This is a genomic window from Salmonella sp. 5800, assembly GCF_046558195.1.
In the GTDB taxonomy this organism is placed as follows: Bacteria; Pseudomonadota; Gammaproteobacteria; order Enterobacterales; family Enterobacteriaceae; genus Salmonella; species Salmonella enterica.
The window spans coordinates 956,515-972,240 of the sequence record NZ_JBGDOX010000001.1 but is presented as its reverse complement, the minus strand read 5'-3'; the positions used below and the strand labels follow the sequence as shown (position 1 = coordinate 972,240).

General features: G+C 51.6%; 15 protein-coding genes. 7 read left to right on the top strand and 8 right to left on the bottom strand.

Annotated features, from left to right (window positions below):
- Nucleotides 1-68: 68 nt before the first annotated feature.
- The 5 genes from ACLJZ5_RS04895 to yeiP form a co-directional block, all read right to left on the bottom strand.
- Entirely contained in the window at nucleotides 69-1,625 is a 1,557-nt protein-coding gene (locus ACLJZ5_RS04895) for a cyclic di-GMP phosphodiesterase (protein WP_023220024.1), read from the bottom strand.
- A 325-nt stretch (nucleotides 1,626-1,950) separates the two neighbouring features.
- On the bottom strand, nucleotides 1,951-2,523 hold the full coding sequence (gene mepS / locus ACLJZ5_RS04890; RefSeq protein WP_024798080.1) for a bifunctional murein DD-endopeptidase/murein LD-carboxypeptidase: 573 nt from the start codon (nucleotides 2,521-2,523) through the stop codon (nucleotides 1,951-1,953).
- A 413-nt stretch (nucleotides 2,524-2,936) separates the two neighbouring features.
- A complete protein-coding gene (locus ACLJZ5_RS04885) occupies nucleotides 2,937-3,656 on the bottom strand; it encodes a phosphatase PAP2 family protein (protein WP_024146776.1) in 720 nt (239 codons plus the stop codon).
- 29 nt (nucleotides 3,657-3,685) lie between these two features.
- A complete protein-coding gene (locus tag ACLJZ5_RS04880; RefSeq protein WP_000169353.1) occupies nucleotides 3,686-4,672 on the bottom strand; it encodes a CobW family GTP-binding protein in 987 nt (328 codons plus the stop codon).
- Between the two features lie 211 nt (nucleotides 4,673-4,883).
- On the bottom strand, nucleotides 4,884-5,456 hold the full coding sequence (gene yeiP, locus ACLJZ5_RS04875; RefSeq protein ID WP_001136822.1) for an elongation factor P-like protein YeiP: 573 nt from the start codon (nucleotides 5,454-5,456) through the stop codon (nucleotides 4,884-4,886).
- A 323-nt stretch (nucleotides 5,457-5,779) separates the two neighbouring features.
- On the opposite strand from yeiP, the gene ACLJZ5_RS04870 reads away from it, so the two are divergent.
- The 3 genes from ACLJZ5_RS04870 (at nucleotide 5,780) to ACLJZ5_RS04860 (ending at nucleotide 7,211) form a co-directional block, all read left to right on the top strand.
- On the top strand, nucleotides 5,780-6,034 hold the full coding sequence (locus ACLJZ5_RS04870; RefSeq protein WP_001523448.1) for a YkgJ family cysteine cluster protein: 255 nt from the start codon (nucleotides 5,780-5,782) through the stop codon (nucleotides 6,032-6,034).
- Nucleotides 6,035-6,421: 387 nt separating this feature from the next.
- Nucleotides 6,422-6,544: a membrane protein gene (locus ACLJZ5_RS04865; protein WP_024134661.1), complete on the top strand. Its 123-nt coding sequence runs from the start codon at nucleotides 6,422-6,424 to the stop codon at nucleotides 6,542-6,544.
- 1 nt (nucleotide 6,545) lies between these two features.
- The gene (locus tag ACLJZ5_RS04860; RefSeq protein ID WP_024798081.1) at nucleotides 6,546-7,211 is read left to right on the top strand and encodes a GNVR domain-containing protein; all 666 of its coding nucleotides are present in this window, start codon (nucleotides 6,546-6,548) and stop codon (nucleotides 7,209-7,211) included.
- Between the two features lie 64 nt (nucleotides 7,212-7,275).
- On the opposite strand, the gene setB is transcribed toward ACLJZ5_RS04860, so the two are convergent.
- Nucleotides 7,276-8,457 (bottom strand): sugar efflux transporter SetB, encoded by a 1,182-nt coding sequence (gene setB, locus ACLJZ5_RS04855; protein ID WP_000551934.1) that lies wholly within the window; start codon nucleotides 8,455-8,457, stop codon nucleotides 7,276-7,278.
- A gap of 367 nt (nucleotides 8,458-8,824) precedes the next feature.
- Between setB and fruB the strand changes: the two genes are divergently transcribed.
- From fruB to fruA, 3 genes are read left to right on the top strand one after another with little or no spacing between them, the layout of a single operon-like run.
- A complete protein-coding gene (fruB, locus tag ACLJZ5_RS04850) occupies nucleotides 8,825-9,955 on the top strand; it encodes a fused PTS fructose transporter subunit IIA/HPr protein (protein WP_000487287.1) in 1,131 nt (376 codons plus the stop codon).
- Complete coding sequence (gene fruK, locus ACLJZ5_RS04845; RefSeq protein WP_000091249.1) at nucleotides 9,955-10,893, top strand: 1-phosphofructokinase; 939 nt, start codon at nucleotides 9,955-9,957, stop codon at nucleotides 10,891-10,893. The genes fruB and fruK overlap by 1 nt, the downstream gene beginning before the upstream one ends.
- Before the next feature lie 16 nt (nucleotides 10,894-10,909).
- Nucleotides 10,910-12,592: a PTS fructose transporter subunit IIBC gene (gene fruA, locus ACLJZ5_RS04840; protein ID WP_001749130.1), complete on the top strand. Its 1,683-nt coding sequence runs from the start codon at nucleotides 10,910-10,912 to the stop codon at nucleotides 12,590-12,592.
- 64 nt (nucleotides 12,593-12,656) lie between these two features.
- Here fruA and nfo read toward each other — a convergent pair whose 3' ends face one another.
- Nucleotides 12,657-13,514 carry a deoxyribonuclease IV gene (gene nfo / locus ACLJZ5_RS04835; protein WP_024798082.1) on the bottom strand — a complete coding sequence of 286 codons (858 nt, stop codon included), beginning with the start codon at nucleotides 13,512-13,514 and terminating at the stop codon, nucleotides 12,657-12,659.
- Between the two features lie 78 nt (nucleotides 13,515-13,592).
- Nucleotides 13,593-14,642 (bottom strand): YeiH family protein, encoded by a 1,050-nt coding sequence (locus ACLJZ5_RS04830; RefSeq protein WP_000137966.1) that lies wholly within the window; start codon nucleotides 14,640-14,642, stop codon nucleotides 13,593-13,595.
- 120 nt (nucleotides 14,643-14,762) lie between these two features.
- Between ACLJZ5_RS04830 and yieE the strand changes: the two genes are divergently transcribed.
- A complete protein-coding gene (gene yieE / locus ACLJZ5_RS04825) occupies nucleotides 14,763-15,626 on the top strand; it encodes a DNA-binding transcriptional regulator YeiE (protein ID WP_000548316.1) in 864 nt (287 codons plus the stop codon).
- The last annotated feature ends 100 nt before the right edge of the window (nucleotides 15,627-15,726 follow it).

Genomic DNA, 15,726 nt, shown 5'->3' with positions numbered 1-15,726 from the left:
CGGCAGGCGTTTCGCTGAATAATAAGTGACGTTGCGTCTGATGTGAATCCGTTAAAACCGTAAGGGGACTACCATTCAGGCACGGAAGGCGCCGACATCCACAGCACGAAATCTTTTAGGGGTAAAGGACGGCTAATCCAGTACCCCTGCAAGTAATTAACACCGTGATCGCGTAGCCAACGGGCCTGCTCCGGCGTTTCAACGCCCTCGGCCACCGTCAGCATATTCAGGCGTCTGGAGAGCGTCAGCACGGTATCCAGAACCGGAGACGTGACGGTTTCCGTACCGATCGCCTGGATAAAGCCGCGATCGATTTTCAGATAATCTAAAGTAAATCGCTCCAGATAAATCAGGGCGCTATGGCCTGTACCGAAATCATCTATAGCGATTTCAAACCCGGCGGAATGCAGCCATTCGAACAGTTTGGCCGCTTCGTACTGCTGAAGCATATCGCGTTCAGTGATTTCCAGCACGATATGAAAATGGTGCGCGGGCAGGGCGTCCCTGAGCCGGTGCATATCCTCTTTAAAACTGTCGCTGTGCAGATGTTCCGGCGCGATGTTAATGCCAAATTTGGCACCGACGGGCATCACCTTCTGTAGCGTGGGAGCGTCGCGGGCGATCAGCTCGAACAGATGCTGCGTTAACGGTACGATAAGTTGTTGCGCTTCGGCATAGTGGATAAAGGCATCCGGCGGAATCTCGCCTGCCGTAGGGTGACGCCAGCGCAGTAAGACTTCAAGCCCGGTGACGCTTAGCGTACGAGTATCGACGACGGGCTGATAAACCACATAAAACTGCTCGTGTTTGATCGCCGTTAAAATCTCTTTGCCCGGTCGCGTCCGGAGGGCATAGATAAAGTAACAGATAAACCCCGCTACGATGCCGCTAATGCAGCCCAGCATCAACGCATACCACAAGTCATTGTAGGTCCAGCTATCGGCATAAAGCTGTATTTTAAGCGGCAGGCCGTTGATAGTTGCCTGTCGTGATGGCGCGCCCGGCAGCTCCGCGACGGTCAGCAGACGCGAAGAAAAAGTCGACAGCGCGGTATTGCCGACAATCAGCGCGATGCCGTTAAAATCGTCCTGGCGCGTGGTATAGAGTAAGTAGGGCGTCAGGTTAATATTCAGCGATGTGAATACGCCGCTGTCATTTAATAATGGGTTCCGATACCAAATCACCATTGTCGGTTTGTTGGGCATCATTGGCGTGCCGGGCAGAATCGCCATAGCAACGTCTTTGCGGATATCTATATCCGGCACCAGTTGCTGAAGCGGCATATTCATGGCGCCAGTGGCGGAAGAGCAGAACACTTTTTTATCTTTAATCAATAAGAAGGCGCGGACATTAAGGCTAAAAGCGGCTCTTGAGGTGAGTTCTGCGCCAACCTGCTGACAGGTGTTGATCGTCAACGGCTGAAGAATATCGGTGGTGGCTTTCAGGTCGGCGAAATAGCTGGCCAGGTAATGTTGTACATCAGAAAGGAGCGTATTGTATTTAACATCCCGTTTATGCCACGACAGGAAAAATTGCAGGCTACCAATAAGTAATGCTGCTGCCATCCCCGTAATGATACAGGTAAGCAGGATTTTCCGACCGGAAGAGGAGTCGCGTGTAAGCATAATTCCTGATGTGACCTGAAAAGGCGGATGCCGGTTAAACTGGTTGATTTATAAGACTATAGCCTGGATTACCCCGGATAGTCATGCTTTTCTGTGATGCGCAGGAAAGCGTATTGTCGCAGTAGTCGTTGGGGGAAACGACCTGAATGTCTGATGGCGCTATGTTTATCAGGCCTATGTTCGTGTGTTGTAGGCTGGATAAGAGGCGACACGTCGCTATTCGGTAAAACGGGTTCAGAAGGGATAATAAGCAAAAGCACTGCTGAAGCAGTGCTTTTTATGTCGTCTCATCAGGTAAGCCAAGGGAGGTGCTGCCTGATGAAGATTAACTGCGACTCAGAACTCGACGCGCTTCATTGTAGCGTTTTTTCCAGTACGGTTCGTTCATACTGGAGATAATGACGCCGCTACTGGTAGACGCATGGACAAACTGGTTATTGCCGATATAAATACCGACATGACGACCAGTGGAACCGGCGCGGAACAGAACCAGATCGCCCGTACGCAGGTTGTTGCGTGAAACCGCTTTGCCCATTTCCTGCTGTTCATAGGTTGAACGCGGAAGCTCTAAACCAAACTGTTCACGGAAGGTGCGCTGTACAAAGCTGGAACAGTCGACGCCTTTCTTAGTGCTGCCGCCCAGGCGGTAACGCACGCCTTTCCAGTCAGCATACTGATCCATAATCCGCGACTTAACGTCGAGGTTACGCACCATATTTTCAAATTCATCCTGAGAGGCTTGCAGTGAAGAGTTATCGCTATTGCCCACAGCATGCGTCTCAGAATGCATATTCTTTGCGGTATTGGTGGTTGTGCTACAAGCAGAAAGCAGAACCGCAACTGCAATCGCAGGAATCCCGCGCAAAATATATCTCAAAATCGGTTGAGATTTGACCATGTTGTTTGTTTTCCCTTGAAGTCCTTAACGATAAATATCGTTATAAAAATGCCAAACGTGATGAGACTAATTACCTGCACAGCTTGAGACAATTCTTTGTGCACAAATCTGTGGCGGAACGCACAAATTTATTCGCAATGAGAATAATTATCTGGCGAGGCAAAACGAGTTTGAGATTACCCGATTGTTGCTGTCATTGCGAGCGATTTCGCGTGATTTTTTATAAGAATTTATGATACGAAAAGTGAACTATCAGCACGGGTCAAATTAAGCGCAAATCGTTTAAAAATCATGCAACCTGTTCATTTTGCAGAGGAATAATATGACCGAAAAATGATGGGCTGGGGGAATATCATCATAAATTACCTTCAACGATGTAAAACTATCGCTGAAGGTAATGTTAATTGTATGGGTTATTTGTTTGAAATTTGTTTATTTCCGCCCGGGAGATAATTCTCAAAAAGCGCTATCGCCCGGTCGCTGAGCGGGGTCATCAGCCACCAGGGGAGGCCAATCAAAATAACCGTGAGCGAACCGACCACAATATCGGTGAACCAGTGAGCGCCAATCATAACGCGCGGAAACGCGAAAACCACAAATATAATAAGGGCGATAATCCCCGCCGTTTTGCCGAAATAACGCAGCATAAAGGCGGAAAATATCAGCAGCATCATACCGTGATCGCCTGGGAAACTGTCTTTTGACGCGTCTTTTGTCGGGATGTGCAGCAACTCGCTGACGCGATAAATATGCTCAAAAGAGAGCGTTGGGCTGGCGCGCTTGACGGGGATCAGCGCCTGACCGAGTTGGTTAAGCACCACCGCTGTTAGCAGCATGACCAATCCGATTATCACAATGCGCCGCCGGCCCGATGCGTCTTCTTTTAGCCAGAAACTGAGCATCAGTCCGCCCATCGCCAGCAGCGAACAGCCGTCAAACGCCCGATTATTGGTAATAGCGACCCACCAGAGGAACGCGTGGCTTTCCACCAGTTTCTGGTTAAAGAAGTGGAATATGCCGGAATCAATGGTGAACCAGAAACCGTGATTGACGGGAAGATACCATGACAAAAACAGCGCCAGACCGGCGGCATTAAGCAGAATTATCAAGGAATAGCGGGTTTTCATCGTCATTTCGCCATAGTTTTTAAACGGTGGCAACCTTACGCGTGCGTCGCTAAACGAAGCTTCAACAAGGCCGTCTGTAACGTATTCCAGTCGGTTTCTGTGTTTGAGATAAGTTCAACCCGGCTGTCCGGCGGCGCGACACTCTGTGTTTCGATGTGCAGGTCATCGCCCTGGCGATTGATGCGTACCAGCCCCTCTTGTATGCGCATAACGCCTTTCACCCGGCCCACCGGCGCCAGACGAGCCCATTCGAGTAGGCCAATGGTGTCAAACACGGTATCGGCATCGAAAATCCAGCCGCAGGCCTGATGACCCTGTCCGCTATTGAGGCTGCGTCGCCAGCGCTGCTGGGCGGGCAGATTTAGCGCGGCGAGTCCTTTTTTACTGGTATGAGTGTGAGAATGCGCGGCGCTGGCCGGCAGTTCTGCCAGATTTTGTCGCGGTAAATCCAGAAGCTTACCGTCTATCTGTCCATGTTCGGCATGAATCAGTTGACGATCGCCGCCGTACTGTCGCCACCACTGTTGCAGGGCGGCATCGCTCTGTGCCGTGGCGCGATCGGTCTTATTGGCGATGATAATATCGGCTGAGGCGAGCTGATCGCGGAAATTTTCATTGGCGACGCTCTGTTGGTCCAGTAGCAGGCGAGGGTCAAGGATGCAGAGCGTGGCGCGTAAATCAATCCACGGCTCATAAACTGGCGCAGTTAATAAATCCAGAATCTGTTTTGGGTGTCCCAGTCCGGTTGGTTCAATCAGCAACCGGTCAGGTTTGCCCTGGCGTAGCAGCGTGTTGAGCCCCACCTGCATAGGCAATCCATTGACGCAGCACATGCAGCCGCCGGGGATCTCTTTTAGCAGTGCGCCGCTGTCGGCAAGCAGTGCGCCGTCAATACCCACTTCGCCAAATTCATTGACCAGGACGGCCCATTTTTCAGCCGGATCTTTATGAGCTAATAAATGAAGGATAGAGGTGGTTTTTCCGCTACCGAGAAATCCAGTAATAAGATTGGTTTTGGTCACGTCAGCTCCAGAATATTGATACAACATAACAACTTTAATAATCCTGGCGAATAAACGTGAAAAAGAGAAGGGCTGAGTTGACGAAGTCGTGCTTCTGCCATCTTAAGAGCAGAAAATGTTAAATTTTTAACGTTTCTCTTTCCGGGCGCAGAACAGTCAATAAAGAAAAGGGTCAGACTGCGCCCTGGGGCGCAGCCGAAAAATGCGAAACTTAATCCGCGCGCCCCATATAACGGCGCTCTTCGATATGAATGCGGATTTTCTCACCTGCGCTCAGGTATTCGGGAACCTGAATCACCAGACCGGTGCTTAATGTCGCGGGTTTGTTACGTGCGCTGGCGGACGCTCCTTTAATACCCGGCGCGGTTTCGACGATTTCCAGATCCACGGTCTGCGGAAGCTCTAGCGCCAGCAGTTGGCCGTCCCAGGTCAGAACCTGCATATCCGGCATTCCGCCTTCAGGCATAAACAGCAACTCTTCTTCAATCTGATCTTTGGTGAAGGTATACGGCGTATAGTCTTCTTTATCCATGAACACATATTCGTTGCCATCGACATAAGAAAAGTCAACGCCGCGACGGCTCAGGGTGACGGTATCAACGATATCGTCGCCTTTGAAACGTTCTTCCACTTTCAGACCGGTGCGGACATCGGAAAAACGCATTTTATACAGTGTGGCGGCGCCACGGGCGGTAGGCGACTGAATGTCGATATCTTTCACAATCAGCAATTTGCCGTTGTAGTTCAGTACCATACCTTTTTTGATTTCGTTCGCTCTTGGCATCGAGGAGATCCTGTTGTAGAGATTATCTAAAATATCGCGTAAAACTACTCGCGCCGGGCCGTCCAGGCAAGTGGAATTGTCACTTTTGCTGGTGCAAAAAAGGTGATACTGTTCGCCCGCTTTCCGCTCCGCGTTCAACGAGAATACGCGATGGCATGTCGCCCGGAGGGGGGAAGTGTGCTGTGTTGTCCCTTCTGTTTCCAGCCTTGTCTTCGGAATGTCTGAGGGCAGGTCTGATCATGATGACGTCCACATTTTAAATCTGGATTTTTCTTTGGACAAATTCTGTTATCTTTCATTTGGTTATAAATAGAGGGCTGAGCATGGACTGTCGTAGCGGTTGTGGCGCTTGCTGTATTGCGCCTTCAATTTCGTCGCCGATACCCGGAATGCCGAATGGCAAGCCGATGAATACCAGATGCGTGCAGCTTTCGGAAGATAACTTGTGCCTTATCTTTGGCTCGCCTTTACGCCCAAAAGTGTGCTCTGGTTTGCAACCGACAGGGGACATGTGTTTAACGACCCGGGAAGAGGCCATTATTTATTTGCTGGAACTCGAACAGAAAACCTTACCATGAGCTAAGCCGTTTTTGATAAACGTGCAGGGGCTTACGTTATATCCCGAAATAGTCTGCAAAAGCTGCGCCTCAAATTACCTCCTTTTACCATTAAATAGCGTAATACATGCTTCCCTTATTTCGTGGCTTCTGAAGCGGTAGATGTCGCCGCTCAACCCCGTTGGTGCCTGAACGTGTACCGAATAAACCGTCACATAAAACAAAAACGATCAATTTTATTTATATGATAGTTTTTATCTATTAAAAAGAGGAATTTTGATCGATTTTAATTATTTATAACGATCGATATCATGAATTTGATAGTTTATATCTATCATTGATGTATTTACCGATCGATATAACCAGTGTGAATGTGTTGTTATTTTCCTTTAAAATACTCGAATTCTTATGTGTGGGTTTTATCTTATGAAGAAATATACGTTCGCAGCCAGGGCGTTTATTTTTACGCTGGTGTTGCTTTTTGTTATTTCAATATTCGGGTTGACTATTAGCGTTTTAAAAGGGATGTGAAATGCGGGGAGAAAACAGTGAAATTGATTTAGTCGACGTTTCCTTATTCCTTATAAGAAAATGGCTAAGTATCATGATCGCTACCTTTATTTTTGTTGCCATTGGCTATGTTTTTGTGAGCGTGCAGCATGATACAAAGGTTGTGAGTATGACAATCAAACCTAATCTGGATACGCCTGCTACCTATGCGTTATGTGGCTATACTAATGATATTCAATGTAAAACAACGGTTATCCTTAACCAGTTTAGCCGTTTCTTGCCTACGGAATATAAAAATAAAATAAGTTTTGACGCGAAAAAACAGCTTGTCATTTTTAAGGCGCAGGGGAGGGAAGAAAGTGTCAATAATATTATTTCCACCCTGAAAAATAGTGTCGATAAAATGGCAGCATGGTATATCGATGACGGTGACATTAAACGTTATAGCGTGCATAAAAATATGTTACAAACGGAAACATATGCAAAGCTATCATTGTTGTCGGAGGCGGTTAAAAATAATGCTAACATTGAAGTGATAGATGTTGCTGTAACACCAAAATATAAGATGCGGCTGGTGTTGGTCCTTTGCGGGCTGATGGGCGTAATTTTCTCAATAACCGGTCTTTTATGTAAGAGGGCGCTTACAGAATATCGTATTGAGAAAAAGACAATGAATGACCGCGCATGAACATTGCGCAGAGATAAACTCTGCGCTGAAATGTGTCGAAGAGTAAAAGTATCAGGCTTGCAAGTTAAACATCTTTAATACGCGCCAGGCAGAACATGGTGGCGACAATCATAACTAACGCAAACCAGAAGACCGCATGATAATTCCAGATTTCTGCAGCGATTCCCGCCAGCGAACCGGCAATGATCCAGCCGACGCGAATGGTATTGGTATACAGCGTGGTGGCTGAACCCGCCTGGCCTGGCATGAGATCCTGAAAATAGAGCATGCCAATCCCGCCAAGAATGCCGATGTAAATCGCGTTCAGCAACTGCAAGCCGAGCAACGTCGCCGGTGCGTGCGCCAGCAACATACCCGCATAAAAGCACAGTCCGGCGACAACGGCGATGCACATTAACAGGCGTTTTCCCAACCGTTTGGCGAAGTAACCTGCAATCAGCATTGTGGGAATCTCCAGCCCGGCGGCGGTGCCCATCATCACGCCTGCAAGTTTTTCCGGAAGATGCAGCTCATTGATGATAAACAGCGGCATATTAATGATATACAGGCTGTTAGTTCCCCACATTAACGTACAGATGACAAACAACAACAGCGTATCGCGGCGATTACGACGCGGTGCTTCCAGCGTGCCGGTTGCCAGCGGCGCATCTTTGCGCATTGACGGTAAAAAGAACCACACCATGACGCCGCAGACGATAAAAGCTACCGCCGCGCTCAAATACATCACCGTAAAGCTAAAACCCATCGCCAGCGCATAGGCCAGCGGCGGCCCAATGACCCAGGCCAGCGATACCTGGGCGCGGAGGATTGAGCTGAACATCACCGCTTCACGACCTGTACGATCGGCATGTTCTCGGGCCAGCGCAAACATCTGCGGGTTGGCGGTAGAGCCGAAGCTACTGAGAAAGACGCCGATGAACAGCAAAATAAAGTAGTTGCGGTTCCAGGCAAACAACACGCAGGCCAACATGCCCAGCACACAACAGAAAACGATCAGTTTTTTGCGATCGCCTTTTTTATCTGAGCGACCCGCCAGAAACTGGCTCACGATAATGCCGATAACCGCGCTGCCGGTAAAAAAGAATCCCACCATGCCGGGACGGGCGTGAACCTCATCCGTCAGAAAAATACTGAGCGTCGGCGTCTGTAACGCACCGGCAATACCGGTGAGAAAAGCGACGATCAAAAAGGCGGTAGACGTCAGGTCAAACGATTTGGGCGCAGCGGCGGCGGGACTGTTGTGCATGTTTCTATATCAGTGGTGTGAAGAGAGGCGGAGTTTACGCTGCCCGTCAGAAAATAAACAGGCGTCTGAATCAAAATCGACACGAAAAATCAAAATAGCATTCCAATTTGTTATCAGGGGTGCTGACGGAAGCTGAAAGAAAAAAGCTGAAGTCTTTTATGCGTCAGCTATTAATGGTCTGTTGGAGAAAAAATGTGCTTTACCTCAAAAAATTGCTACAAAACCGGTAACTTTTCTTGCGTGCTGAAGCAGAAAGATCCAGACTTCTTGAAACGTTTCAGCGCGATCTGGTTTTTTTGATAACTCAGATTGGCGCTTTTTTTCTCATAGTGGCTGAATCGTTTCAATTCAGCAGGAGAGGAGACACATGTTCCAGTTATCGGTTCAGGACATTCATCCGGGTGAGCAGGCCGGAAATAAAGAAGAGGCCATTCGGCAAATCGCCGCCGCGTTAGCGCAGGCGGGGAATGTGGCGGGCGGCTATGTTGACGGTATGCTGGCGCGCGAACAGCAAACCTCGACCTTTCTTGGCAATGGTATTGCGATTCCCCATGGCACAACAGACACGCGCGATCAGGTGCTGAAAACCGGCGTCCAGGTTTTTCAATTTCCGCAGGGCGTTACTTGGGGAGAAGGCCAGGTCGCCTACGTGGCGATTGGTATTGCCGCCAGTTCGGATGAACACCTCGGCCTGCTGCGTCAGTTGACGCATGTGCTGAGCGATGACTCCGTGGCTGAACAGCTGAAATCCGCGACAACGGCGGAAGAGCTGCGCGCATTGCTGATGGGCGAGAAGCAAAGTGAACAATTAAAACTTGATAACGAGACGATGACGCTGGATGTCATCGCCAGCTCGCTGGTCACATTGCAGGCGCTAAATGCGGCGCGTCTGAAAGAGGCGGGAGCGGTTGATGCGGCGTTCGTCGCAAAAACGATTAACGACAGTCCGATGAATCTGGGGCAAGGCATCTGGCTGAACGACAGCGCGGAAGGCAATTTGCGCAGCGCTGTTGCGGTAAGCCGTGCGACCCAGGCGTTTGACGTAGAGGGTGAAAAAGCAGCCTTATTAGTCACTGTCGCGATGAACGACGAGCAGCCGATTGCCGTGCTAAAACGCCTCGGCGACCTGTTGCTGAACAATAAAGCCGATCGTCTGCTGAGCGCCGACGCCGCGACGCTGCTGGCGTTGCTGACCAGTGATGATGCGCTGACGGATGACGTACTGAGCGCGGAATTTGTAGTGCGTAATGAGCATGGTCTCCATGCCCGCCCGGGCACCATGCTGGTGAATACGATTAAACAATTTAACAGTGAAATTACCGTGACAAACCTTGATGGAACCGGCAAGCCGGCAAACGGACGTAGTCTGATGAAAGTGGTGGCATTAGGCGTGAAGAAAGGCCATCGTCTGCGCTTTACCGCGCAGGGTGAAGATGCTGAACAGGCGCTGAAAGCGATTGGCGATGCGATCGCCGCCGGTCTCGGGGAGGGCGCATAATGAGCAGGCGTGTCGCCACCATTACCCTTAATCCGGCTTACGATCTGGTTGGGTTTTGCCCTGAAATCGAACGCGGCGAAGTGAACCTGGTGAAAACCACGGGTCTGCACGCGGCGGGCAAAGGCATTAACGTTGCCAAGGTGCTGAAAGACTTAGGCATCGACGTCACCGTCGGCGGTTTTCTCGGTAAAGATAACCAGGACGGTTTTCAGCAATTGTTCAGCGAACTGGGTATCGCTAACCGCTTTCAGGTGGTTCAGGGCCGGACCCGCATCAACGTGAAGCTGACGGAAAAAGATGGCGAAGTGACCGACTTCAACTTTTCCGGCTTTGACGTGACCCCCGCAGACTGGGAACGCTTTGTTAACGACTCCCTGAGCTGGCTGGGCCAGTTCGATATGGTCTGCGTCAGCGGTAGCTTACCGGCTGGCGTGAGTCCGGAAGCGTTCACCGACTGGATGACGCGTCTGCGCAGCCAGTGTCCATGCATTATCTTTGATAGTAGCCGTGAAGCGTTAGTCGCCGGTCTTAAAGCTGCGCCGTGGCTGGTGAAACCGAATCGCCGCGAACTGGAAATTTGGGCGGGTCGTAAGCTCCCGGAAATGAAAGATGTGATTGATGCGGCGCACGCGTTACGCGAACAGGGGATCGCCCATGTGGTGATTTCGCTGGGGGCGGAAGGCGCGCTGTGGGTTAACGCCTCAGGAGAATGGATCGCTAAACCACCGGCAGTTGACGTGGTAAGTACCGTCGGCGCAGGCGATTCCATGGTTGGCGGATTGATTTACGGCCTGCTGATGCGCGAGTCCAGCGAACATACGCTGCGTCTGGCGACGGCGGTTGCCGCGCTGGCGGTCAGCCAGAGCAATGTGGGTATTACCGATCGTCCTCAGTTGGCCGCAATGATGGCGCGTGTCGACTTACAACCGTTTAACTGACAGCAGGAGAGGCATAATGAAAACGCTGCTGATAATTGACGCTAATCTCGGCCAGGCTCGCGCTTACATGGCGAAAACCCTGCTTGGAGCGGCGGCGCATAAAGCAAATCTGGAAATTATCGATAATCCGAATGATGCTGAGCTGGCGATCGTGTTGGGCGAATCTCTGCCGAACGACAATGCTCTGAACGGCAAAAAGGTTTGGCTGGGGGATATTGGTCGCGCCGTTGCGCATCCGGAACTGTTTCTGAGTGAAGCCAAAAGCCATGCGACCCCTTACAGCGCCCCTGCTGCTCCTGCGGCGAGCGGCGGTCCGAAACGCGTGGTCGCGGTAACGGCCTGCCCGACCGGCGTCGCCCATACTTTTATGGCGGCTGAAGCCATTGAAACGGAAGCGAAAAAACGCGGCTGGTGGGTAAAAGTCGAAACGCGCGGCTCCGTGGGGGCCGGCAATGCCATCACCCCGGAAGAGGTGGCGGAAGCGGATTTAGTGATTGTGGCGGCGGATATCGAAGTGGATCTGGCGAAGTTTGCCGGTCTCCCGATGTACCGCACGTCGACCGGCCTGGCGCTGAAAAAGACGGCGCAGGAGCTGGATAAAGCCGTAGCGGAAGCAACGCCGTATCAACCGGCGGGTAAGGCATCGCAAGCGGCGACCGAAGGGAAGAAAGAGAGCGCTGGCGCATACCGGCATCTGTTGACGGGCGTTTCTTACATGCTGCCTATGGTGGTTGCCGGGGGACTGTGTATTGCGCTTTCCTTCGCCTTTGGTATTGAAGCCTTTAAGGTGCCGGACACGCTGGCGGCGGCGCTGATGCAGATTGGCGGCGGTTCGGCGTTTGCGCTGATGGTGCCGGTACTGGCGGGTTATATCGCTTTCTCCATCGCGGATCGCCCTGGCCTTACGCCAGGTCTGATTGGCGGTATGCTGGCGGTTAGCACCGGTTCCGGTTTTATCGGCGGGATCATTGCCGGCTTCCTTGCCGGGTATATGGCGAAGCTTATCAGTACCAAACTGAAACTTCCGCAAAGTATGGAAGCGCTGAAGCCAATCCTGATCATCCCGTTAATTTCCAGTCTGGTGGTGGGGCTGGCGATGATTTACCTGATCGGTAAACCGGTTGCCGGGATTCTGGAAGGGCTCACCCACTGGTTGCAAACCATGGGGACGGCAAACGCGGTGCTGCTGGGCGCGATTCTCGGCGGGATGATGTGTACCGATATGGGCGGCCCGGTGAACAAAGCGGCGTATGCGTTTGGCGTTGGTCTGCTGAGTACGCAAACTTACGCGCCGATGGCGGCGATCATGGCCGCAGGTATGGTACCGCCGTTAGCGCTGGGTCTGGCAACGATGGTGGCGCGTCGTAAGTTCGACAAAGCGCAGCAGGAAGGCGGTAAAGCGGCGTTGGTGCTGGGGCTGTGCTTTATCACTGAAGGCGCTATTCCGTTTGCGGCACGCGACCCGATGCGTGTACTGCCGTGCTGTATCGTTGGCGGCGCGTTGACCGGGGCTATTTCTATGGCGGTAGGCGCAAAATTGATGGCGCCGCATGGCGGTCTGTTTGTTCTGCTTATCCCAGGCGCAATTACGCCGGTATTGGGATACCTGCTGGCAATTGTGGCCGGTACGCTGGTGGCAGGGCTGGCTTATGCCGTCCTGAAACGTCCGGAGACGGAAGTCGCGGCAAAAGCGGCGTAAGAGAAACACGCTAAAAAAGGCAGAGCGCGCTCTGCCTTTTTTATTGCCTGAAGAACATTGCGCGTCAGGCCACCGCTTCGGCAATTTGCTGGGCTTTTAACCACGCAATCTCTTCCGCCCAGATATCAGGATTGATGGTCTCCAGTATCAGCGGAATACCGTCAAAACGCCCATCCTGCATAATCCAACGAAACGCATCGTGGCCGATATTGCCTTCACCCAGGCTGTGATGGCGGTCAACGCGGCTACCGAAGGCGCTTTTGGCGTCGTTAAGGTGCATTCCGCGCAAATACTGAAATCCGACAATTTTCCCGAATTCGGCGAACGTTTTTTCGCACGCCTCTGGCGTACGCAGATCGTATCCGGCGGCAAAGGCATGGCAGGTATCGATACAGACGCCAACGCGCGACTTATCTTCCACGCCGTCGATGATGGCGGCTAACTGTTCAAACTCAAATCCCAGATTACTGCCCTGACCGGCTGTATTTTCGATAACCGCCGTAACGCCCTCGGTCTGCGCGAGGGCAATATTGATGGATTCCGCGATCCGCGCCAGGCAATCCTCCTGTGCAATCTGCATCAGATGGCTCCCGGGATGAAAATTAAGCAAGGTTAAGTCGAGTTGTTCACAGCGTTGCATTTCATCGAGAAAGGCATCGCGTGATTTTTCCAGTGCTTCACTGACCGGATGGCCCAGATTAATCAGGTAACTATCGTGGGGAAGGATTTGCGCCGCCGAGAAATGATACTTTTCACAGGCGATTTTAAAGTCATCAATGACCTGGGGAGTTAGGGGGGCGGCACGCCACTGACGCTGGTTTTTTGTGAAAAGCGCAAAGGCCGTTGCGCCAATTTCAGCCGCGCGGGCAGGGGCGTTAGCCAGACCGCCAGCAGCGCTGACGTGCGCTCCGATGTATTTCATAAAAGACTCCTGTTAAACCCGCTAACGGTTCATTACGAACGCTATGATAACGGGTTAACAGGCGTGAAACGTAATAATTTATGCGATAAGGCTATGGATTAGGACGTTAATGGCGCCACCGCCAATAATCAGCCAGGCGAATAATGCCAGCGCCATCAGCAGCGGTTTCGCCCCCGCTTTTTTCAATGCGCTAACGTGAGTGGTCAGACCCAACGCCGCCATTGCCATCGCCAGCAGCACTGTGTCCAGCGTCACCAGCATATCCACCACGGCTTTCGGCAGCAGGTGGAAAGAGTTGAAGATCGCCACTACGATGAAGAAAATAGCAAACCACGGAATGGTAATTTTGCTTTTTTCCGCGCCGGTCGCCGGTGAAAGCTGTTTAACGCGTGCCGCCAGAATGATCAGGAACGGCGCCAGCATCATGACACGCAGCATCTTAGCGATAACCGCCGCATTTTCCGCATCCGGGCTAACGGCATGACCCGCGGCGACCACTTGCGCGACTTCATGCATGGTTGAGCCGATATAGATGCCGTAAGTTTCCGGGCTGAACCAGTGCGCCAGCAGCGGATACATTGCCGGGTAAAGGAAAATAGCGATGGTGCCGAAAATAACGACAGTCGCGACGGCTACAGTAACCTTACTGGCTTCCGCTTTTACCACCGGTTCTGTCGCCAGTACCGCCGCCGCGCCGCAGATACTGCTACCGGCGCCAATCAGCCAGCTGGTATGCCTGTCCAGACCAAAGACTTTTTGGCCTAAGAAGCAGGCCAGCATGAACGTGCTGGAAAGCGTTAATACGTCAATCACAATACCGCTAATGCCCACATCGGCGATTTGTGAAAAGGTAAGGCGGAAGCCGTAAAGGATAATCCCTAAACGCAGCAGATGTTGTTTTGCAAACAGCACGCCGCCGTCGCATTGTTTCCATATTTGTGGATAGACGGTATTCCCGATAACCATACCCAGCAGGATAGCCAGGGTCAGGGCGCTGAACCCCGCGCCTGCAACGGCAGGGATAGCGCCGCCCCACAGGGCGACTCCTGTAATGACGGCGCTCAGAGCGAGCCCCGGTATAAAATGCCACATTGTACGACGATGATTCTGCAAGGTGAGTTCTGTCATAACCTTCTCCTGTATATGGACAATAAGGTTACGGTGATCTGGTTTAAAAATAAAATTGATTATATATTTATAATTAATCTTTATAAGTGGTAAGTGAAACGCTATCGGTGGGATACGACTATGCATATTACGCTACGACAACTTGAAGTGTTTGCTGAAGTACTGAAAAGCGGTTCAACAACCCAGGCGTCGGTCATGCTGTCATTATCGCAGTCCGCCGTTAGCGCCGCGCTCACCGATCTGGAAGGTCAGCTCGGCGTACAGTTGTTTGATCGGGTGGGGAAACGGCTGGTGGTCAACGAACATGGGCGCTTATTATATCCGCGCGCGCTGGCATTGCTGGAGCAAGCGGTAGAAATTGAGCAGCTATTTCGTGAAGATAACGGCGCGATACGGGTTTATGCCAGTAGCACCATCGGCAATTACATTTTACCCGCCATGATTGCCCGCTATCGCCAGCATTATCCGGCCTTGCCGCTGGAACTCAGCGTGGGAAACAGCCAGGACGTGATTAACGCGGTGCTGGATTTTCGGGTTGATATCGGCCTGATTGAAGGACCATGTCACAGTACAGAGATTATCTCTGAGCCGTGGCTGGAAGATGAGCTGGTGGTCTTTGCCGCGCCGTCCTCGCCGCTGACGCAGGGGCCGGTGACGCTGGAACAGCTTGCGGCATCCCCATGGATTTTACGCGAGCGCGGCTCCGGTACGCGGGAAATTGTCGATTATTTGCTGTTGTCGCATTTGCCGCGCTTTCATATGGCGATGGAGTTGGGGAATTCAGAAGCGATCAAACATGCGGTGCGTCATGGACTGGGGATAAGCTGTTTATCGCGCCGGGTGATTGCTGAACAACTCCAGGCGGGAACCCTGGGCGAAGTCGCGGTGCCGTTACCGCGCCTGGTGCGTACGTTGTGGCGTGTTCATCATCGGCAGAAACATCTTTCTAACGCGTTGCAGCGTTTTTTGAGTTACTGTGAATAAAGGTGAAGAGGAGGGCTGCCCGGGCGGCATCGCCATTTTTAGTATCCGCTTACGTATACGTTATTCTCTGCTTTACTTATAATCCGTGGCCGGTCATGAA

What these genes read in the sequence shown, in the direction of transcription:
- ACLJZ5_RS04895 (WP_023220024.1), bottom strand. Translation starts at nt 1,625, where the DNA reads ATGCTTACACGCGACTCCTCTTCCGGTCGGAAAATCCTGCTTACCTGT.
- mepS (WP_024798080.1), bottom strand. Translation starts at nt 2,523, where the DNA reads ATGGTCAAATCTCAACCGATTTTGAGATATATTTTGCGCGGGATTCCT.
- ACLJZ5_RS04885 (WP_024146776.1), bottom strand. Translation starts at nt 3,656, where the DNA reads ATGACGATGAAAACCCGCTATTCCTTGATAATTCTGCTTAATGCCGCC.
- yeiP (WP_001136822.1), bottom strand. Translation starts at nt 5,456, where the DNA reads ATGCCAAGAGCGAACGAAATCAAAAAAGGTATGGTACTGAACTACAAC.
- ACLJZ5_RS04870 (WP_001523448.1), top strand. Translation starts at nt 5,780, where the DNA reads ATGGACTGTCGTAGCGGTTGTGGCGCTTGCTGTATTGCGCCTTCAATT.
- ACLJZ5_RS04865 (WP_024134661.1), top strand. Translation starts at nt 6,422, where the DNA reads ATGTGTGGGTTTTATCTTATGAAGAAATATACGTTCGCAGCCAGGGCG.
- ACLJZ5_RS04860 (WP_024798081.1), top strand. Translation starts at nt 6,546, where the DNA reads ATGCGGGGAGAAAACAGTGAAATTGATTTAGTCGACGTTTCCTTATTC.
- setB (WP_000551934.1), bottom strand. Translation starts at nt 8,457, where the DNA reads ATGCACAACAGTCCCGCCGCCGCTGCGCCCAAATCGTTTGACCTGACG.
- fruB (WP_000487287.1), top strand. Translation starts at nt 8,825, where the DNA reads ATGTTCCAGTTATCGGTTCAGGACATTCATCCGGGTGAGCAGGCCGGA.
- fruK (WP_000091249.1), top strand. Translation starts at nt 9,955, where the DNA reads ATGAGCAGGCGTGTCGCCACCATTACCCTTAATCCGGCTTACGATCTG.
- fruA (WP_001749130.1), top strand. Translation starts at nt 10,910, where the DNA reads ATGAAAACGCTGCTGATAATTGACGCTAATCTCGGCCAGGCTCGCGCT.
- nfo (WP_024798082.1), bottom strand. Translation starts at nt 13,514, where the DNA reads ATGAAATACATCGGAGCGCACGTCAGCGCTGCTGGCGGTCTGGCTAAC.
- ACLJZ5_RS04830 (WP_000137966.1), bottom strand. Translation starts at nt 14,642, where the DNA reads ATGACAGAACTCACCTTGCAGAATCATCGTCGTACAATGTGGCATTTT.
- yieE (WP_000548316.1), top strand. Translation starts at nt 14,763, where the DNA reads ATGCATATTACGCTACGACAACTTGAAGTGTTTGCTGAAGTACTGAAA.